This window comes from Echinimonas agarilytica (assembly GCF_023703465.1).
In the GTDB taxonomy this organism is placed as follows: Bacteria; Pseudomonadota; Gammaproteobacteria; order Enterobacterales; family Neiellaceae; genus Echinimonas; species Echinimonas agarilytica.
In genome coordinates this window covers 235,562-248,963 of sequence record NZ_JAMQGP010000006.1, presented here as the reverse complement: position 1 = coordinate 248,963, position 13,402 = coordinate 235,562, and the positions used below count along the sequence as shown (strand labels likewise).

15 protein-coding genes are annotated in these 13,402 nt (G+C 47.5%); 4 read left to right on the top strand and 11 right to left on the bottom strand.

The window, feature by feature from the left end; genetic code table 11:
• Positions 1–5: 5 nt before the first annotated feature.
• Complete coding sequence (locus NAF29_RS12850) at positions 6–626, top strand: DJ-1 family glyoxalase III (protein ID WP_251261999.1); 621 nt, start codon at positions 6–8, stop codon at positions 624–626.
• 11 nt (positions 627–637) lie between these two features.
• Here the strand turns inward: NAF29_RS12850 and thiI are convergent, their stop codons facing one another.
• The 3 genes from thiI to pomA all read right to left on the bottom strand — a co-directional run bounded on the left by thiI (position 638) and on the right by pomA (position 3,926).
• Positions 638–2,095 (bottom strand): tRNA uracil 4-sulfurtransferase ThiI, encoded by a 1,458-nt coding sequence (gene thiI / locus NAF29_RS12845; protein ID WP_251261998.1) that lies wholly within the window; start codon positions 2,093–2,095, stop codon positions 638–640.
• Between the two features lie 143 nt (positions 2,096–2,238).
• Positions 2,239–3,156: a flagellar motor protein MotB gene (locus NAF29_RS12840; protein ID WP_251261997.1), complete on the bottom strand. Its 918-nt coding sequence runs from the start codon at positions 3,154–3,156 to the stop codon at positions 2,239–2,241.
• 5 nt (positions 3,157–3,161) lie between these two features.
• On the bottom strand, positions 3,162–3,926 hold the full coding sequence (gene pomA / locus NAF29_RS12835) for a flagellar motor protein PomA (RefSeq protein WP_251261995.1): 765 nt from the start codon (positions 3,924–3,926) through the stop codon (positions 3,162–3,164).
• 205 nt (positions 3,927–4,131) lie between these two features.
• Here pomA and xseB point away from each other — a divergent pair, with 205 nt between their 5' ends.
• The 3 genes from xseB to dxs are packed head-to-tail and all read left to right on the top strand — an operon-like array spanning position 4,132 to position 7,176.
• Positions 4,132–4,374, top strand: coding sequence for an exodeoxyribonuclease VII small subunit (gene xseB / locus NAF29_RS12830; protein WP_251261994.1), 243 nt, complete (start codon positions 4,132–4,134; stop codon positions 4,372–4,374).
• Positions 4,371–5,270, top strand: coding sequence for a (2E,6E)-farnesyl diphosphate synthase (ispA, locus tag NAF29_RS12825; RefSeq protein ID WP_251261993.1), 900 nt, complete (start codon positions 4,371–4,373; stop codon positions 5,268–5,270). Before xseB ends, ispA begins: the two co-directional genes overlap by 4 nt.
• A gap of 34 nt (positions 5,271–5,304) precedes the next feature.
• Positions 5,305–7,176: a 1-deoxy-D-xylulose-5-phosphate synthase gene (gene dxs, locus NAF29_RS12820; protein ID WP_251261992.1), complete on the top strand. Its 1,872-nt coding sequence runs from the start codon at positions 5,305–5,307 to the stop codon at positions 7,174–7,176.
• Between the two features lie 310 nt (positions 7,177–7,486).
• Here dxs and NAF29_RS12815 read toward each other — a convergent pair whose 3' ends face one another.
• From NAF29_RS12815 to nrdR, 8 genes are all read right to left on the bottom strand, one after another.
• Complete coding sequence (locus tag NAF29_RS12815; RefSeq protein WP_251261991.1) at positions 7,487–7,969, bottom strand: phosphatidylglycerophosphatase A family protein; 483 nt, start codon at positions 7,967–7,969, stop codon at positions 7,487–7,489.
• The gene (gene thiL, locus NAF29_RS12810; protein ID WP_251261990.1) at positions 7,953–8,921 is read right to left on the bottom strand and encodes a thiamine-phosphate kinase; all 969 of its coding nucleotides are present in this window, start codon (positions 8,919–8,921) and stop codon (positions 7,953–7,955) included. The genes NAF29_RS12815 and thiL overlap by 17 nt, the downstream gene beginning before the upstream one ends.
• 20 nt (positions 8,922–8,941) lie before the next feature.
• On the bottom strand, positions 8,942–9,343 hold the full coding sequence (gene nusB, locus NAF29_RS12805) for a transcription antitermination factor NusB (protein ID WP_285817747.1): 402 nt from the start codon (positions 9,341–9,343) through the stop codon (positions 8,942–8,944).
• A gap of 15 nt (positions 9,344–9,358) precedes the next feature.
• Positions 9,359–9,826, bottom strand: a complete 468-nt coding sequence (gene ribH / locus NAF29_RS12800) for a 6,7-dimethyl-8-ribityllumazine synthase (RefSeq protein WP_251261989.1) — start codon at positions 9,824–9,826, stop codon at positions 9,359–9,361.
• A 116-nt stretch (positions 9,827–9,942) separates the two neighbouring features.
• Entirely contained in the window at positions 9,943–11,052 is a 1,110-nt protein-coding gene (gene ribBA / locus NAF29_RS12795; RefSeq protein ID WP_251261988.1) for a bifunctional 3,4-dihydroxy-2-butanone-4-phosphate synthase/GTP cyclohydrolase II, read from the bottom strand.
• 48 nt (positions 11,053–11,100) lie between these two features.
• Positions 11,101–11,766, bottom strand: a complete 666-nt coding sequence (locus NAF29_RS12790) for a riboflavin synthase (RefSeq protein ID WP_251261987.1) — start codon at positions 11,764–11,766, stop codon at positions 11,101–11,103.
• A 13-nt stretch (positions 11,767–11,779) separates the two neighbouring features.
• Positions 11,780–12,889, bottom strand: a complete 1,110-nt coding sequence (gene ribD, locus NAF29_RS12785; protein WP_251261986.1) for a bifunctional diaminohydroxyphosphoribosylaminopyrimidine deaminase/5-amino-6-(5-phosphoribosylamino)uracil reductase RibD — start codon at positions 12,887–12,889, stop codon at positions 11,780–11,782.
• Between the two features lie 3 nt (positions 12,890–12,892).
• Positions 12,893–13,342 carry a transcriptional regulator NrdR gene (nrdR, locus tag NAF29_RS12780; protein ID WP_251261985.1) on the bottom strand — a complete coding sequence of 150 codons (450 nt, stop codon included), beginning with the start codon at positions 13,340–13,342 and terminating at the stop codon, positions 12,893–12,895.
• Positions 13,343–13,402: the final 60 nt, after the last annotated feature.

The window sequence follows — 13,402 nt, the reverse complement described above, 5'->3', positions numbered from 1 at the left end:
GTTTCATGATGACAAAACATGTATTAGTGCCCATCGCTGATGGCAGTGAAGATATGGAAGTCGTGATTATTTCAGACATTCTGCGCCGAGCAGGCATCGAAGTGACACTTGCCAGCGTAGGTAAGCAACGCCAGCTGACGTTTGCCCATGGCTTAAAAGTCACAGCAGATGCCATGTTGTCGGATGTGACCACTCAAGAGTTCGATATGATTGTGTTGCCCGGAGGACTGCCTGGAGCTGAACACTTGCGTGACAGCGAAGAGCTCACTGCAATACTCAAAGCACAGCGAGAAGCACAAAAGTGGGTGGCTGCTATTTGCGCATCACCAGTGCTCGTGCTCATGCATCACGGCTTAGACAAAGATGCATACATCACATGCCACTCATCGTGCCATGAGCAACTCGACGAAGAGTATGGCATGCCGAATGAGGCCGTTGTTGTTGACGAACATGAAATGCTGATCACCAGCCAAGGTCCAGGCACGGCAATGAGGTTTGCACTGACCTTGATTGAAGAGCTGCTAGGGTTTGATGCTGCAGATGATGTAGAAGCGCCTTTATGTATCTTCGAAGACGTTTACGACGAGGAAGAAATCACAGAGGGCAGTTGCGATCCGTCCAACTAACCCTCTATCATTTAAGGCCGGTAGACTTTTGCGTTAGCAAAGCCGGCCTCATTTAAATGAATCGCTTGTAAGCGGCTCATTACGCCCCTATCACAATACAAATAGTAATCCGTATTCGCATCTAGTTTTGGGAACTCAGAATTGAGTTTGAAAAACGGAATGTGCTCAACAAAGGCATTGTTGAGTTCCAAAGGTGACGCCTCAACCTCTTCATCACTTCTCACGTCGATCACATGCGAGTGTGGAACGAGTTCAGCGACGATCTCAACCTCTTGCGGTGCCGGTTTATTCGTATTCAAAATGTCGCGAATGTCTTCCGTATTGGAACGATAAACGACTTCGTCGATCAAGCTCAGGTTAAGTTTTGCTTCTTCTTCAGCCAAGCGTTTAGGGCTTGCTTTGATGGTGGGACTTTTTGAAATCACACCACAAAATTCCGGCATGCTTGCTGCTAAATCATGAGTACCAATTTTAATCGCCTGGTCGATAATGGTTTGCTTATCAGACACAATCAGCGGGCGCATAATGACATGTTCAGACACCTCATCAATCACCCGCAAGTTACTAATGGTTTGACTTGAAACTTGCCCTACAGCCTCACCTGTCACCAACGCTTGAATATTCAAGTTATCAGCCACTTTTGAAGCAGCCCGCATCATTTGACGCTTCAATACCACGCCCATGTAGCCGTTTTCGACATTTTCCAAAATATCAGCCACAACATCTTCAAACGGTACCGCAACAAACTTCACTCGATGAGAAAAACCATAGCGTTGCCAAATGTGATACGCCATCTCGCGAACACCCGACTCGTGAGCGTCGCCACCTAAGTTGAAAAAGCAGTAGTGCACGCGACAGCCGCGCTTAATAAACTGAAATGACGAAACGCCGGAATCAAAACCACCGGAAATCAAGCTTAAAACACTTTCTTGCGTGGCAATAGGAAAACCACCCAAACCTTTATGCTGGCGCGTCACCATTGAGAGTACGTCGTTATTAATATCCAAACGAACTTCGATGTCTGGCTTTTTGAGCTTAACGCCTATTGCATCTGTATTTTGGTTTAAGCCGCCCCCTACGTATCGTTCAACATCGAGCGACGAGAAATCTTGGTTGCCCAAGCGCTTTACCCGAACACAGAATGTTTTACCCGCAAGCTGCGCGCCATACACTTTCAGCGCTTCTTGATAAATATGGTCAACGGATTCATACACGCATTGCTCAACCTGTTGTACAGCGCTAATGCCGGGTGTGCGGCACATGGCGGCAATCAAAGCGTCTTGTGTTTCAAGGTCTAAGCCATCCGGTGTTTGCACTTCCATCCGATCCCAAGCTGAACGAATTCGAACTCGATCGTCAATTCGCTTCAGCACTGTACGCAAATTACCTTCCAATATTTTATTGAAACGCTTACGAACCGACTTACTCTTAATGACGATTTCTGGGAATAGCTTGATGATGAACTTCATGATTGCCGAACCTTTCATGGGCGCTGACGAAAAAACAGCGCGGTATTATACCAGCCACCCACAGAATTGGTTAATTTTAAACAAAGGAAGGTTTGCGGCCTTGGAATTCCAAAGCCGCTGCTGCACGATTTGAAGCGTGAATGCTACTGAGTCACTTGAATTTCACGTGACTCTTTGGCTTTACCCTGCATAATCGAAATCTCAACGCGCCTGTTTTTGCGACGATTCGCGTCGGATGAATTTGGCACCAAAGGCATCGAATCAGCGCGACCAACCACCATCATCCGAGAATCTTCAAAACCTTCAGCATTCATCATTTCGTGCGCCACGGCAACTGCTCGTTGGCTGGATAAATCCCAATTTGAGCGATACAGCTCTGAACTAATCGTATTGTCATCGGTATGACCTGAAATAGTCACTTCACCGGGGACATCTTTGAGCAAACTAGCAACCTCGCGCACAATCGGCTTGAACTTCGGTTGTAAGAAAGCAGAGCCAGACGGGAACGCGCCTTGCTCACGGATACGAATAATAATTTGTTGACCCAACGCTTCGATTTCAATGGCGCCATCAACAATCTGTTCCTCAAGTTGCTGAGCAATTTGTTTGGCTGTTTCAGCAGTCTCTGCAGCCGCTTCTGAAACTGCACTAGAATCGCTTTCAGATTCAGTCTGCTCAAAAGAAGGATTGGATTTAGATTGCGCCTCGTTTTGACTTTGGCCGCCAGAAGAGTCATCTTTACCCGCTTGGAACTCTAACGTTTGCTGCGTCATGTCCATGGTCTGCTGAGTAATTTCTTCAATAGGCGTAGGGTCTGGGCGACCAGGACGAAATTCCTGGGCAATCACACTGGTTCCTTTGGGGATATCCTTCACTTCAATTTGGTTTTGAACACCAAATGCATATTTCATAGAACCTGCAATTTGCTTAAATTTCAGCACGTCCATTTCTGAAAACGCCAACAACAGCACGAAGAAGCACATGAGTAGCGACATCAAGTCTGCGAATGTCGCCATCCAAGCCGGAATTCCCGGTTCGCATTTGCACTCTTCTTCTTCCATCCGACCTACTCCTCGGTGGTGTTGACTTGCCGCTTTTTCTCAGCAAGGTAGTTTTTCAACATGCCATCAAGAACTCGCGGGTTTTGGCCATCTTGAATACCCAGAATGGCATCCATGATCAAACGCCTATTGAGCATTTCTTCTTCTTTACGCAGTGCTAATTTATCAGCGATAGGAATCGCCACCATATTGGCTAGCATTGCACCATACAATGTTGTTAATAGTGCAACAGCCATAGCTGGACCAATTGCTTTGGGGTCGTCCATGTTGGACAACATGGCCACTAAACCAATCAACGTACCAATCATTCCCATTGCGGGTGCTACATCACCTAGTTTGGTGAAAAAGCCGATACCGATTTCATGGCGGTCGTTGGTCAGTTTGATATCTTTCGACATTGCAGAGCGCACCACTTCAGCATCGTGGCCATCCACTAACAAGTCGACTCCTTTTTGCATAAAGGGGTTTGATATTTCTGCTTCTTCCAGTGCTAAAAAACCGCCTTTGCGTGCAGCATCGGCCATTTCTACTGATTTTTCGATGAGATCGTCGGGTTTGTCGTTTTTGAACATGAAGGCTTTGCCGGCAATTTTGGCTGCGCCGAGAAATTGCGCCATATTGAATTTCATGAGCACTACGAACAAAGAACCACATAAAACAATAAGAACTGAAGGAACATCAACGAACATACTGATTGAACCACCAGATACCATCGCCATGATTACGAAGGCAAAGGCTCCAATAAGTCCTATGAGAGTCGCTAAATCCACCCGATTACTCCTTTATCGCACTACAATTGTCTGTGCATTCAATTGTTTGGTATTTTGGCCTACCTTTTAACTTTATAAAGGTAACATGATTTGTAGGCAAGTTAAGTTATCAATGCATAATACATTTTGGCACAAGATCACGGACTTAGATTGATCCAATCTGCTTGCTAAGGTAACTTTGCGCGATATTGTTAAGGAGTCCACAATGGCAGCTAAAAAACCAGAAAACCTCAGCTTTGAAGACGCAATGTCTGAACTGGAACATGTTGTGGTTCAACTTGAGTCAGGAGAAGTCCCGCTAGAACAAGCATTAAAGCAATTTGAACGCGGTATTGCCCTAGCCAGAGCGACACGCCTGAAATTGGATAATGCAGAGCAACAAGTCAAAATCTTGTTGTCTCAAGACGAGCAAGCGCCCTTGTCTTTGTTTGATGAAACGAACTCATGATCGAAACACAACAAAATTTAGCTGATTATCAAGATTCCGTTCGCCAACGCATTGATGAACAACTCAGCTGCGCCATTAATACGCTGGCTGACGACACGCCGCAATTAAAAGCAGCCATGCGTCACGGCTTGCTCCTTGGCGGTAAGAGAGTGCGTCCATTCATGGTGTATGCCGTGGGTGACATGCTAGATGTGCCACAACATCAACTCGATGCCGCCGCATGCGCCATTGAATGCATCCATGCATACTCATTGATTCATGATGATTTGCCTGCCATGGATGACGACGACTTACGCCGCGGAAAACCAACCTGCCATGTAGCATTCGATGAAGCCACTGCAATACTTGCCGGTGACGCTTTGCAGACGCTTGCGTTTGATTTGCTTAGCACGCCCATCGAAGGCCTCAATGCGGAGCAACAATTGCGCATGGTCAAAAGTCTATCGCAAGCCAGTGGTTACATTGGAATGTGCGGCGGCCAAGCAATGGATCTAGACGCAACAGACAAGTCCATCACGCTTGAGCAATTAGAAGCCATTCACCGAGCCAAAACAGGGGCTTTGTTACAGTGTTCCGTAGATCTTGCAGCATTAGCCGCCAATATTGAACCCAAACAGCACCTGCAGCTCATAAAATTTGCACGAGATATTGGCTTGGCATTTCAGGTTCAAGACGACATTTTAGATGTAACGTCTGACACTGAAACCCTCGGAAAACCCCAAGGCTCAGACATTGAAGCCAATAAATCGACCTACCCCTCTCTGCTGGGCTTAGACGGTGCACGTCAAAAAGCAGACACTCTATTGCAATCTTCGCTACAAGCCTTGAGAGCTTTGCCCTACAATAGCGACCTGCTTGCAAATTTTGCGCATTACATCATTACTCGCAATTACTAAAAAATTATTACATAAGAATTCTGCGTACCTGACAATGACAATTGAACCGGCCCATTACCCATTGCTCATGAAAGTTAACAGTCCTGATGATCTAAGACTGCTTTCAGAGCCACAGCTTGAGCAAATTTGCCAAGAACTTCGTCAATACCTGCTTGCGTCAGTGAGTCGTAGCAGCGGGCATCTCGCTTCAGGGTTAGGAACAGTGGAACTCACTGTTGCTCTGCATTACGTGTTCAATACCCCATTTGACCGCTTGTTGTGGGATGTAGGTCATCAAGCCTATCCTCATAAGATCATCACAGGCCGTCGCGATCGCATGGAAACCATCAAGAAAAAAGATGGCCTTCACCCGTTCCCTTGGCGCAATGAAAGTGAGTATGACCACTTCAATGTAGGTCACTCAAGTACAACCATCAGTGCTGCTCTGGGTATGGCGATTGCGGCTCAAAAAGAACAAAAGAACCGTAAGGTTGTATCGATCATTGGCGACGGTGCCATTACCGCTGGCATGGCATTTGAAGCGCTCAACCACGCAGGCGATGTGCATCCCGACATGCTTGTCGTTCTCAATGACAACGAGATGTCTATTAGTGAAAACGTCGGCGCACTGAATAACCACTTTGCTCGCTTGTTGTCGGGTAGTTTCTATTCAACTATCCGAGAAAGCAGTAAAATTGTTCTTTCCGGCATTCCCCCCATCAAAGAGTTGGCCAAACGCACGGAAGAACACTTAAAAGGCATGGTGGTACCCGGCACTATTTTTGAAGAGCTTGGGTTTAACTACATCGGCCCAATTGACGGTCATGATGTAGAAGCTTTGGTTGACACGCTATCGAACATGCGCCAACTCAAAGGCCCTCAGTTGTTGCACATTAAAACAACCAAGGGCAAAGGCTACGAGCCTGCGGAAAAAGATCCCATTGGCTATCATGCCGTGCCGCAGTTTGATCCGTCCGACCAACAATTGCCAAGCAGCAAACCCGGCCTACCCACCTATTCAAAAGTATTCGGAGACTGGCTTTGTGACATGGCCACCGAAGATCCAAAACTCATGGCGATTACCCCTGCCATGCGCGAAGGTTCTGGCATGGTTCGGTTCTCAAAAGAGTTTCCAGAGCAATACTTTGATGTTGCGATTGCAGAGCAGCATGCGGTAACCCTTGCCGCGGGTTTGTCGTGCGAAGGGCTAAATCCAGTTGTCGCTATTTATTCGACGTTTTTACAACGCGGATATGATCAAGTTATTCATGACGTTGCCATTCAAGATCAACCTGTCTTGTTTGCCATTGACCGAGCTGGCGTAGTCGGGTCCGATGGCCCTACACATCAGGGTGCATTCGATATTAGCTTTTTGCGCTGCATTCCCAAGATGGTCATTATGGTACCGTCAGATGAAGCAGAGTGCCGTAACATGCTCTTTACTGGGCATACATTAGATAAACCTGCCGCTGTTCGCTATCCACGCGGAAAAGGCACAGGTGCGGACATATCAGGTCCTATGCAACGCATTGAAATCGGTCAGTCGAACACCGTTCGTCAAAGTACGGCGCAAAAAGTTGCGATTCTTTGTTTTGGGCCATTACTACATGAATGCGTTAGCGTAGCAGAAGCGATAGACGCAACACTCGTTGATATGCGCTTCGCCAAACCTATTGACGAAGCTAGAGTGGCAGAATTGGCGCAAAGCCATGACGTACTCGTCACAGTTGAAGACCATGCGATTAAGGGTGGCGCTGGCTCTGCGGTGATAGAGTATTTAATGGCCAATAAAATGCCGAAGCCTGTACTCAACCTGGGGCTACCAGATGTGTTTATCAAACACGGGGAACAAGCAGAAATCTTAGCTGAACTTGGCTTAGATTCATCAGGAATTCAAACCTCCATAGAAGCTTACATCAATACCTAACCTGTTCAATTGACCCACAAAAAAGCACGCTTATCGCGTGCTTTTTTTGTGTTCAAATATAGAGTTACAAAAATCGTTCAGGCTGAGTTCAGTTGGCTTAGATATACTCTCATCCGTCCCTTGAGTTATGCGTGTTGTTATGTGTCTCAGGCGTGTTTTAGTTCCCAACACAACTGAGTTTCTGACTGAAATTGCATAAATCTTTTAGACTTTTATTAGTGGTCTCGCACTGGGAGTGGGAGCCATCTTTATAGTTGCAGTCTCGGCCCTCAACCCAGTTGCTATGAAGACTCACTTCCGGTGCACTTTTTTAGTTTAACCACATCATTCCTAAGTGCATGCAGCCCAGTGCCATTAGGCCGGCCAATATGTCATCAATCATAATTCCAAAGCCACCATCCACATGCTTATCAAGCCAGCTAATCGGCCACGGCTTTAAAATATCGAAGATGCGAAAAAGAATAAATCCAGCGAGCAGGTATTGCCAAGTCATGGGCACTGCGATCATGGTGATCATCATGCCAGCAAACTCATCCCACACAATGCCTGGGTGATCGTGGTAATTGAAGTCCTCAGCCGTTTTTCCGCACAAATAAATGCCCACAACACAACTAACGAGTGTCACAGCTAAAAAACCATACAGGCTCAAATATGACATCGCCCAAACAATGGGTAACGCGGCAATGGTACCAAATGTACCGGGTGCTTTCGGTGCTAAACCGCTACCAAACCCCACCGCTAACCAGTGAGTGAGTGTGCTTGGCTTTAACGGCTTTTTATTGGTCTTGGTCATAAAAGTGCATAAATCCTTGGCTTTTCCAATTCACGGGCACGTCATTAAAACGCAGCTTCAGCCCAGAGTCTGATGTCACTTGGCCGATGAGGGTGACGGGCGTTTCTGCATCGGTAGATATCGTCTCAATAGCCTCTTGATGATGGGCCGGTACGGTGAAACAAAGTTCATAATCATCGCCGCCACTGAAGGCTAATTTTGCAGCTTGCTCGTGCCCCAATAAGTTGCGTGCAATGCTGGAGGTAGGAACCTGATCTAACATTAACGAAGCGCCTTTTCCCGAACGCTTCAGCAAGTGCCCTAAATCAACCGATAGTCCATCCGACAAATCAATACACGCAGTCGCATAGCCAACAAGGGCTTGCCCCAGAGATACACGCGGTGAGGGCCTGAACAGGCGTTGTTCGAGCTGCTGTTGCTGGTCTTTTGGCAATTGAGTGATCTGGCTATGATTCAGTGCCAGCGCAGCATCACCTAAGTGACCAGAGACATAAATTAAGTCGCCAACATTCGCGCCACTTCGAGTCAATGCTTTACCAGCCGCAACTTGCCCTTGCGCAGTAATGCTTAACGTTAAAGCACCGCGCGTCACATCCCCACCAATAAGGCTCACATCAAACTCACGCGCCAGTGCAAATAAGCCCTCAGAAAAGCCTGCCAACCAATGTTCATTGACTTCAGGTAATGTGGTCGCTAACGAAATCCAGCAAGGCTCTGCGCCCATTGCAGCTAAATCTGATAGATTAACAGCCAGTAATTTGTGACCAATATCTGCAGGGCTTAAACGCGAATCAAAGTGAATGCCATCGACCATGGTGTCGGTCGTGATAGCAAGTTGAAAACCGGGTTTGGGTTGCACGAGGGCACAATCGTCACCGATGCCCAAAGGGACATCAGCGCGATTCACAGAAGGGGTCTCAAAATACTGCCGTATGAGATCAAACTCGTTCACGGCTTATACTCCTGAGAAAATTAGCTGCGAGGAGCCATTTTATCAAGTACGCCGTTGACGAACTTGTGGCTGTCATCTTGAGCAAATACTTTTGCCAGCTCGACAGCTTCATTGATCACAACACGATAAGGTGTCTGTCGGGCAGTCAACTCAAAGGCCGACAAGCGCAAGATGGCTTTGTCGATTTGATCAACTTCGTCCAGCGGACGAGAAGTAAGGGCAGCTAAACGAGCATCAAGGCTTTTCACTTGGCTGGCAACACCTGAAATCAACTCTCGGAAGTATTCGAGATCACAACCTGCAGTGTCTTGATCAGTTAAAAAGTGCAGTTCAATATCAGCCATTGAATCGCCACTGATTTGCCAACTATAAATGGCCTGTAGTGCCATTTCGCGTGCCTTACGGCGTGCTTTAGGATTCAACTTACTTACCTCAAATTAGCCAATTTCGGCTAAAACATTAATCATTTCTAGCGCGCCGAGAGCAGCTTCGCCGCCTTTATTGCCCGCTTTAGTGCCTGCGCGTTCAATTGCTTGTTCAATGGTGTCGGTTGTGAGCACACCAAACGCAACAGGAATATCGTATTCCATTGCAACATGCGCCAAACCTTTATTGCTCTCACCTGCAACAAATTCAAAGTGAGGTGTACCGCCACGAATCACAGCGCCCAACGCAATAATTGCATCAGTGCCGCCTTTTTTCGCAACGCGTTGCGCAGCAACAGGGAGCTCATAGGCTCCAGGAACACGGACAATCGTAATATTGTCATCTTTGACTTGGCCAAAACGTTTCAGTGTATCCACTGCACCTTCGACCAAACTTTCGACTAAAAAGCTGTTGAAACGACTGACAACAATCGTGACTTTAGCATCTGGGGCAGCAACGGCGCCTTCAATTACCTTCATCTTTGAACTCACTAACTCATCAGTTTTGTGCACCACGCACATAATCGGCGGGATAATAGCACATCCGCGCCGCATACGGGCAGTTATATACCTTTCTAGCGATTTGCTAAAACGGCTTAATCAGAAATGTACTCGACCACTTCCAAGCCAAATCCAGACAACGCATGATAACGCTTCTGTGAGCTTAGCAGTCGCATTTGACGAACGCCTAATTGCGCCAGTATTTGACTGCCAACGCCCACGCGACGTGAAGTCCCTTGCCACTTAGCCGCAGGTGGACGCTCTCCGCGATCTTCAAGCTCAAAGTTCTTGAGCTTGGCGAGAATCTCGTCATTAGTCTCTTCGCGTCCTAACACCACCAACACACCACCTTCAGACGCAATACGTCCTAAAGCGCGGGGCAAATTCCAGCTTCGGTCAGCCGCTCGCTCGGTATGAAGTACATCATTAAACAAGTTCTGCAGATGCACTCGAACCATCGTTGGCTGTTCTGGCTCAACCTCACCCATTTGCATGGCATAGTGTAGTTGGTTGTCGATGGTGTCACGGAATGTGTGAAGCTCAAAATCGCCGAATTCGGTCGGGAGTTTACAATGAGCCACGCGTTCAATGGTGGTTTCATTGAAACTGCGATACTCGATTAAGTCTGCAATGGTGCCAATTTTAACACCGTGCTTTTCGGCAAATTTTAGCAGGTCGTCGCGGCGAGCCATGGTGCCATCGTCATTTAAAATTTCGACGATCACAGCCGATGGGTCAAACCCGCCTAAGCGAGCTAAATCACACCCTGCTTCAGTGTGCCCTGCGCGCGTTAATACGCCGCCTTCTTGCGCCATCACAGGGAAGATATGACCCGGTTGTACCAAGTCTGCCGCCACCGCATCCGGAGCCACTGCAGCTTGAACAGTGCGCGCACGGTCAGCAGCGGAAATCCCCGTTGTCACCCCTTCAGCCGCTTCAATAGATACGGTGAAGTTGGTCGAAAATTGAGCGGTGTTACTGTCAACCATCAAAGGTAAGTTCAATTGCTCGCATCGACTCTGAGTCAGAGTCAAGCAAATCAATCCGCGTCCATAGGTCGCCATAAAGTTAATTGCTTCTGGCGTAATTGCCTCTGCCGCCATAATAAGGTCACCCTCATTCTCGCGGTCTTCGTCATCCACTAAAATCACCATTTCGCGATTACGAATGGCTTCGATGATTTCAGATGCCTTTGCAAAACTCATACATGGACCTCTAGACTGTTAGTTGTGTGTTGTTTTTATTGATTATTGTTATTTCAAAAAGCCACTGCGAGCTAAAAGCTCCATACTGACCCTGTCACCCTGAGAGCTTTGCGCGTTTGCGCCTCCGAACGTCATTAACCGTTCTAGATAACGAGCCACCAAATCAACTTCTAAATTGACGTGATCGCCAACATTCAAATCTTTCAGTGTGGTTTCGTCCCGCGTGTGAGGAATGATAGTCAGTCGAAACTGATCTCGTTCCACAGCGTTCACGGTCAAACTAATACCGTCAATCGTGACCGAGCCTTTCTCAGCAATATAACGGCTTAACTCTGGCGGCGTTTGCAACCAGTATTGCCATGCGCGCCCGTCTTGCTCCACTGACACTATCGTGGCTAAACCATCCACATGACCGCTGACCATATGGCCACCTAGGCGTGTGGTAGGTGTGACTGCTTTTTCTAAATTCACACGCGTGCCCATTTGCAAATCTGCAAGGCTCGTGCGGGCCAATGATTCCACAGAAACATCGGCACTGAATTGGCTTGAATCAAAGCCTGTGACGGTTAGGCAAACACCATTCACGGCAATGCTATCGCCAAGTTTCACGTCTGACATGTCCATCTTGCCAACATTGATCGACAACATCATGTCACTGCCCTGCTTACGAGCTTTCGCAACATTTCCTACGGATTCGATTATTCCAGTAAACACGTTAATTTACGTCTTATTTAAATTCAGCAATCAAGCGAACATCAGGACCAATGTTTGTCACTGACTCCCACTGCATTTGTATCACTTGATTCATTTCGTTCATCATCGGCAACGCCAGTAAATCTTTACTGTGATGCCCCATTAACTTAGGCGCAATGTACACCACTAAACGGTCAACGAGTCCCGCAGCGACAAATGCGCCTGACAAGGCTGGGCCAGCTTCAACCCAAAGCTCATTATATTGTCGAGCCCCTAACTCGGCCACCAAACGCGGTAAGTCAAATCTGTGCCGAGTGTACGGTAAAGATAACAAACGAACATCTGGGCGAGGTGCTGGTTGGCCTTCGGGGCGAACAATGACCAAGCTATCGAGCTGTTCAAATAGGGGTTCTTCACCCGTTAAACGGCAGCGGCCATCCAAAATAATACGATCGGGCTGGCGCAGTGATGATTTGCCGTATTGCTTCATGGTTGCCGGTAACTGCTCTTGACGAACGGTTAAGCGAGCATTGTCTGAAAGCACGGTTTCGGCACTGGACAGCACTGCGCAACTTTCAGCTCTAAAACGCTGCACATCAGAGCGTGCTTGCGATGAAGTAATCCATTTACTTTTGCCATTCGCCAGCGCTGTTTTGCCATCGAGCGACGATGCCATTTTCACCGTCACACGAGGAAAATCGGTTTTCATTCGCTTCAAAAAGCCAGGGTTTAGCTCTTCACATTGTTCGGCTAACACTCCCACTTCGACCTCAATGCCTGCATTTTCTAAACGCTGAATACCCTGGCCTGCGACAAGCGGATTAGGGTCAGTCATCCCCACCACCACACGCTTCACTTTTGCTGCGATGAGAGCATCAGAGCATGGGCCAGTTTTACCCGTGTGCGAACATGGCTCTAAAGTAACGTAGGCAGTTGCGCCTTCAAGAGATTGCTTTGCATCGGCAATGGCATTCGCCTCAGCATGGCCCAAGCCTGCTTTCAAATGCGCGCCTTCAGATAAAACGCCTTGAGGGCCTACAATCACGCAACCCACTCTTGGGTTCGGGGTTGTGGTGTACCAACCTTTACGGGCAAGTTGAATCGCTCGGGTCATCCAATGATGATCTATTTCTGATGCCGCCATCTGTTATTTTTCCAATTTCGCAATCGCTTGAGCGAAGTCATCTAAGTCTTCAAATGAGAAATACACAGATGCAAAACGAATGTATGCAACTTTGTCGGCGTCTTTGAGCGCTTCCATCACCCAATATCCAACCATTTCACTGCCCACCTCTCGCTCACCAGTCGCGCGAAGGTTAGACATGATTGAACTAATCATTTGTTCAGTTTGCTCTGTGCTCACTGGGCGTTTTTCTAAGGCACGTTGAATGCCTGAGCGCAATTTATCTTCATTGAAGGGTTCACGAGAGCCATCTCGTTTCACCAATCGAGGCATCACAAGTTCGGCACTCTCGAACGTTGTGAAACGCTCGTGGCACGCGGTACATTCTCGGCGGCGGCGAACTTGAAAACCACTTGAAACCAGCCGGGAGTCGATCACCTTCGTATCATCCTGATTGCAAAAGGGGCAATGCATAACAACTCCTTAAATGAATCACTGTCTTTATTCGTCTCAAAAAAAAAGCCGGCTTACGCC

Coding starts and splice junctions, on each gene's coding strand:
- dxs (WP_251261992.1), top strand. CDS start 5,305: ATGACAATTGAACCGGCCCATTACCCATTGCTCATGAAAGTTAACAGT.
- xseB (WP_251261994.1), top strand. CDS start 4,132: ATGGCAGCTAAAAAACCAGAAAACCTCAGCTTTGAAGACGCAATGTCT.
- ribH (WP_251261989.1), bottom strand. CDS start 9,826: ATGAAGGTAATTGAAGGCGCCGTTGCTGCCCCAGATGCTAAAGTCACG.
- ribD (WP_251261986.1), bottom strand. CDS start 12,889: ATGGCGGCATCAGAAATAGATCATCATTGGATGACCCGAGCGATTCAA.
- ispA (WP_251261993.1), top strand. CDS start 4,371: ATGATCGAAACACAACAAAATTTAGCTGATTATCAAGATTCCGTTCGC.
- thiI (WP_251261998.1), bottom strand. CDS start 2,095: ATGAAGTTCATCATCAAGCTATTCCCAGAAATCGTCATTAAGAGTAAG.
- ribBA (WP_251261988.1), bottom strand. CDS start 11,052: ATGAGTTTTGCAAAGGCATCTGAAATCATCGAAGCCATTCGTAATCGC.
- NAF29_RS12850 (WP_251261999.1), top strand. CDS start 6: ATGATGACAAAACATGTATTAGTGCCCATCGCTGATGGCAGTGAAGAT.
- NAF29_RS12840 (WP_251261997.1), bottom strand. CDS start 3,156: ATGGAAGAAGAAGAGTGCAAATGCGAACCGGGAATTCCGGCTTGGATG.
- NAF29_RS12815 (WP_251261991.1), bottom strand. CDS start 7,969: ATGACCAAGACCAATAAAAAGCCGTTAAAGCCAAGCACACTCACTCAC.
- nrdR (WP_251261985.1), bottom strand. CDS start 13,342: ATGCATTGCCCCTTTTGCAATCAGGATGATACGAAGGTGATCGACTCC.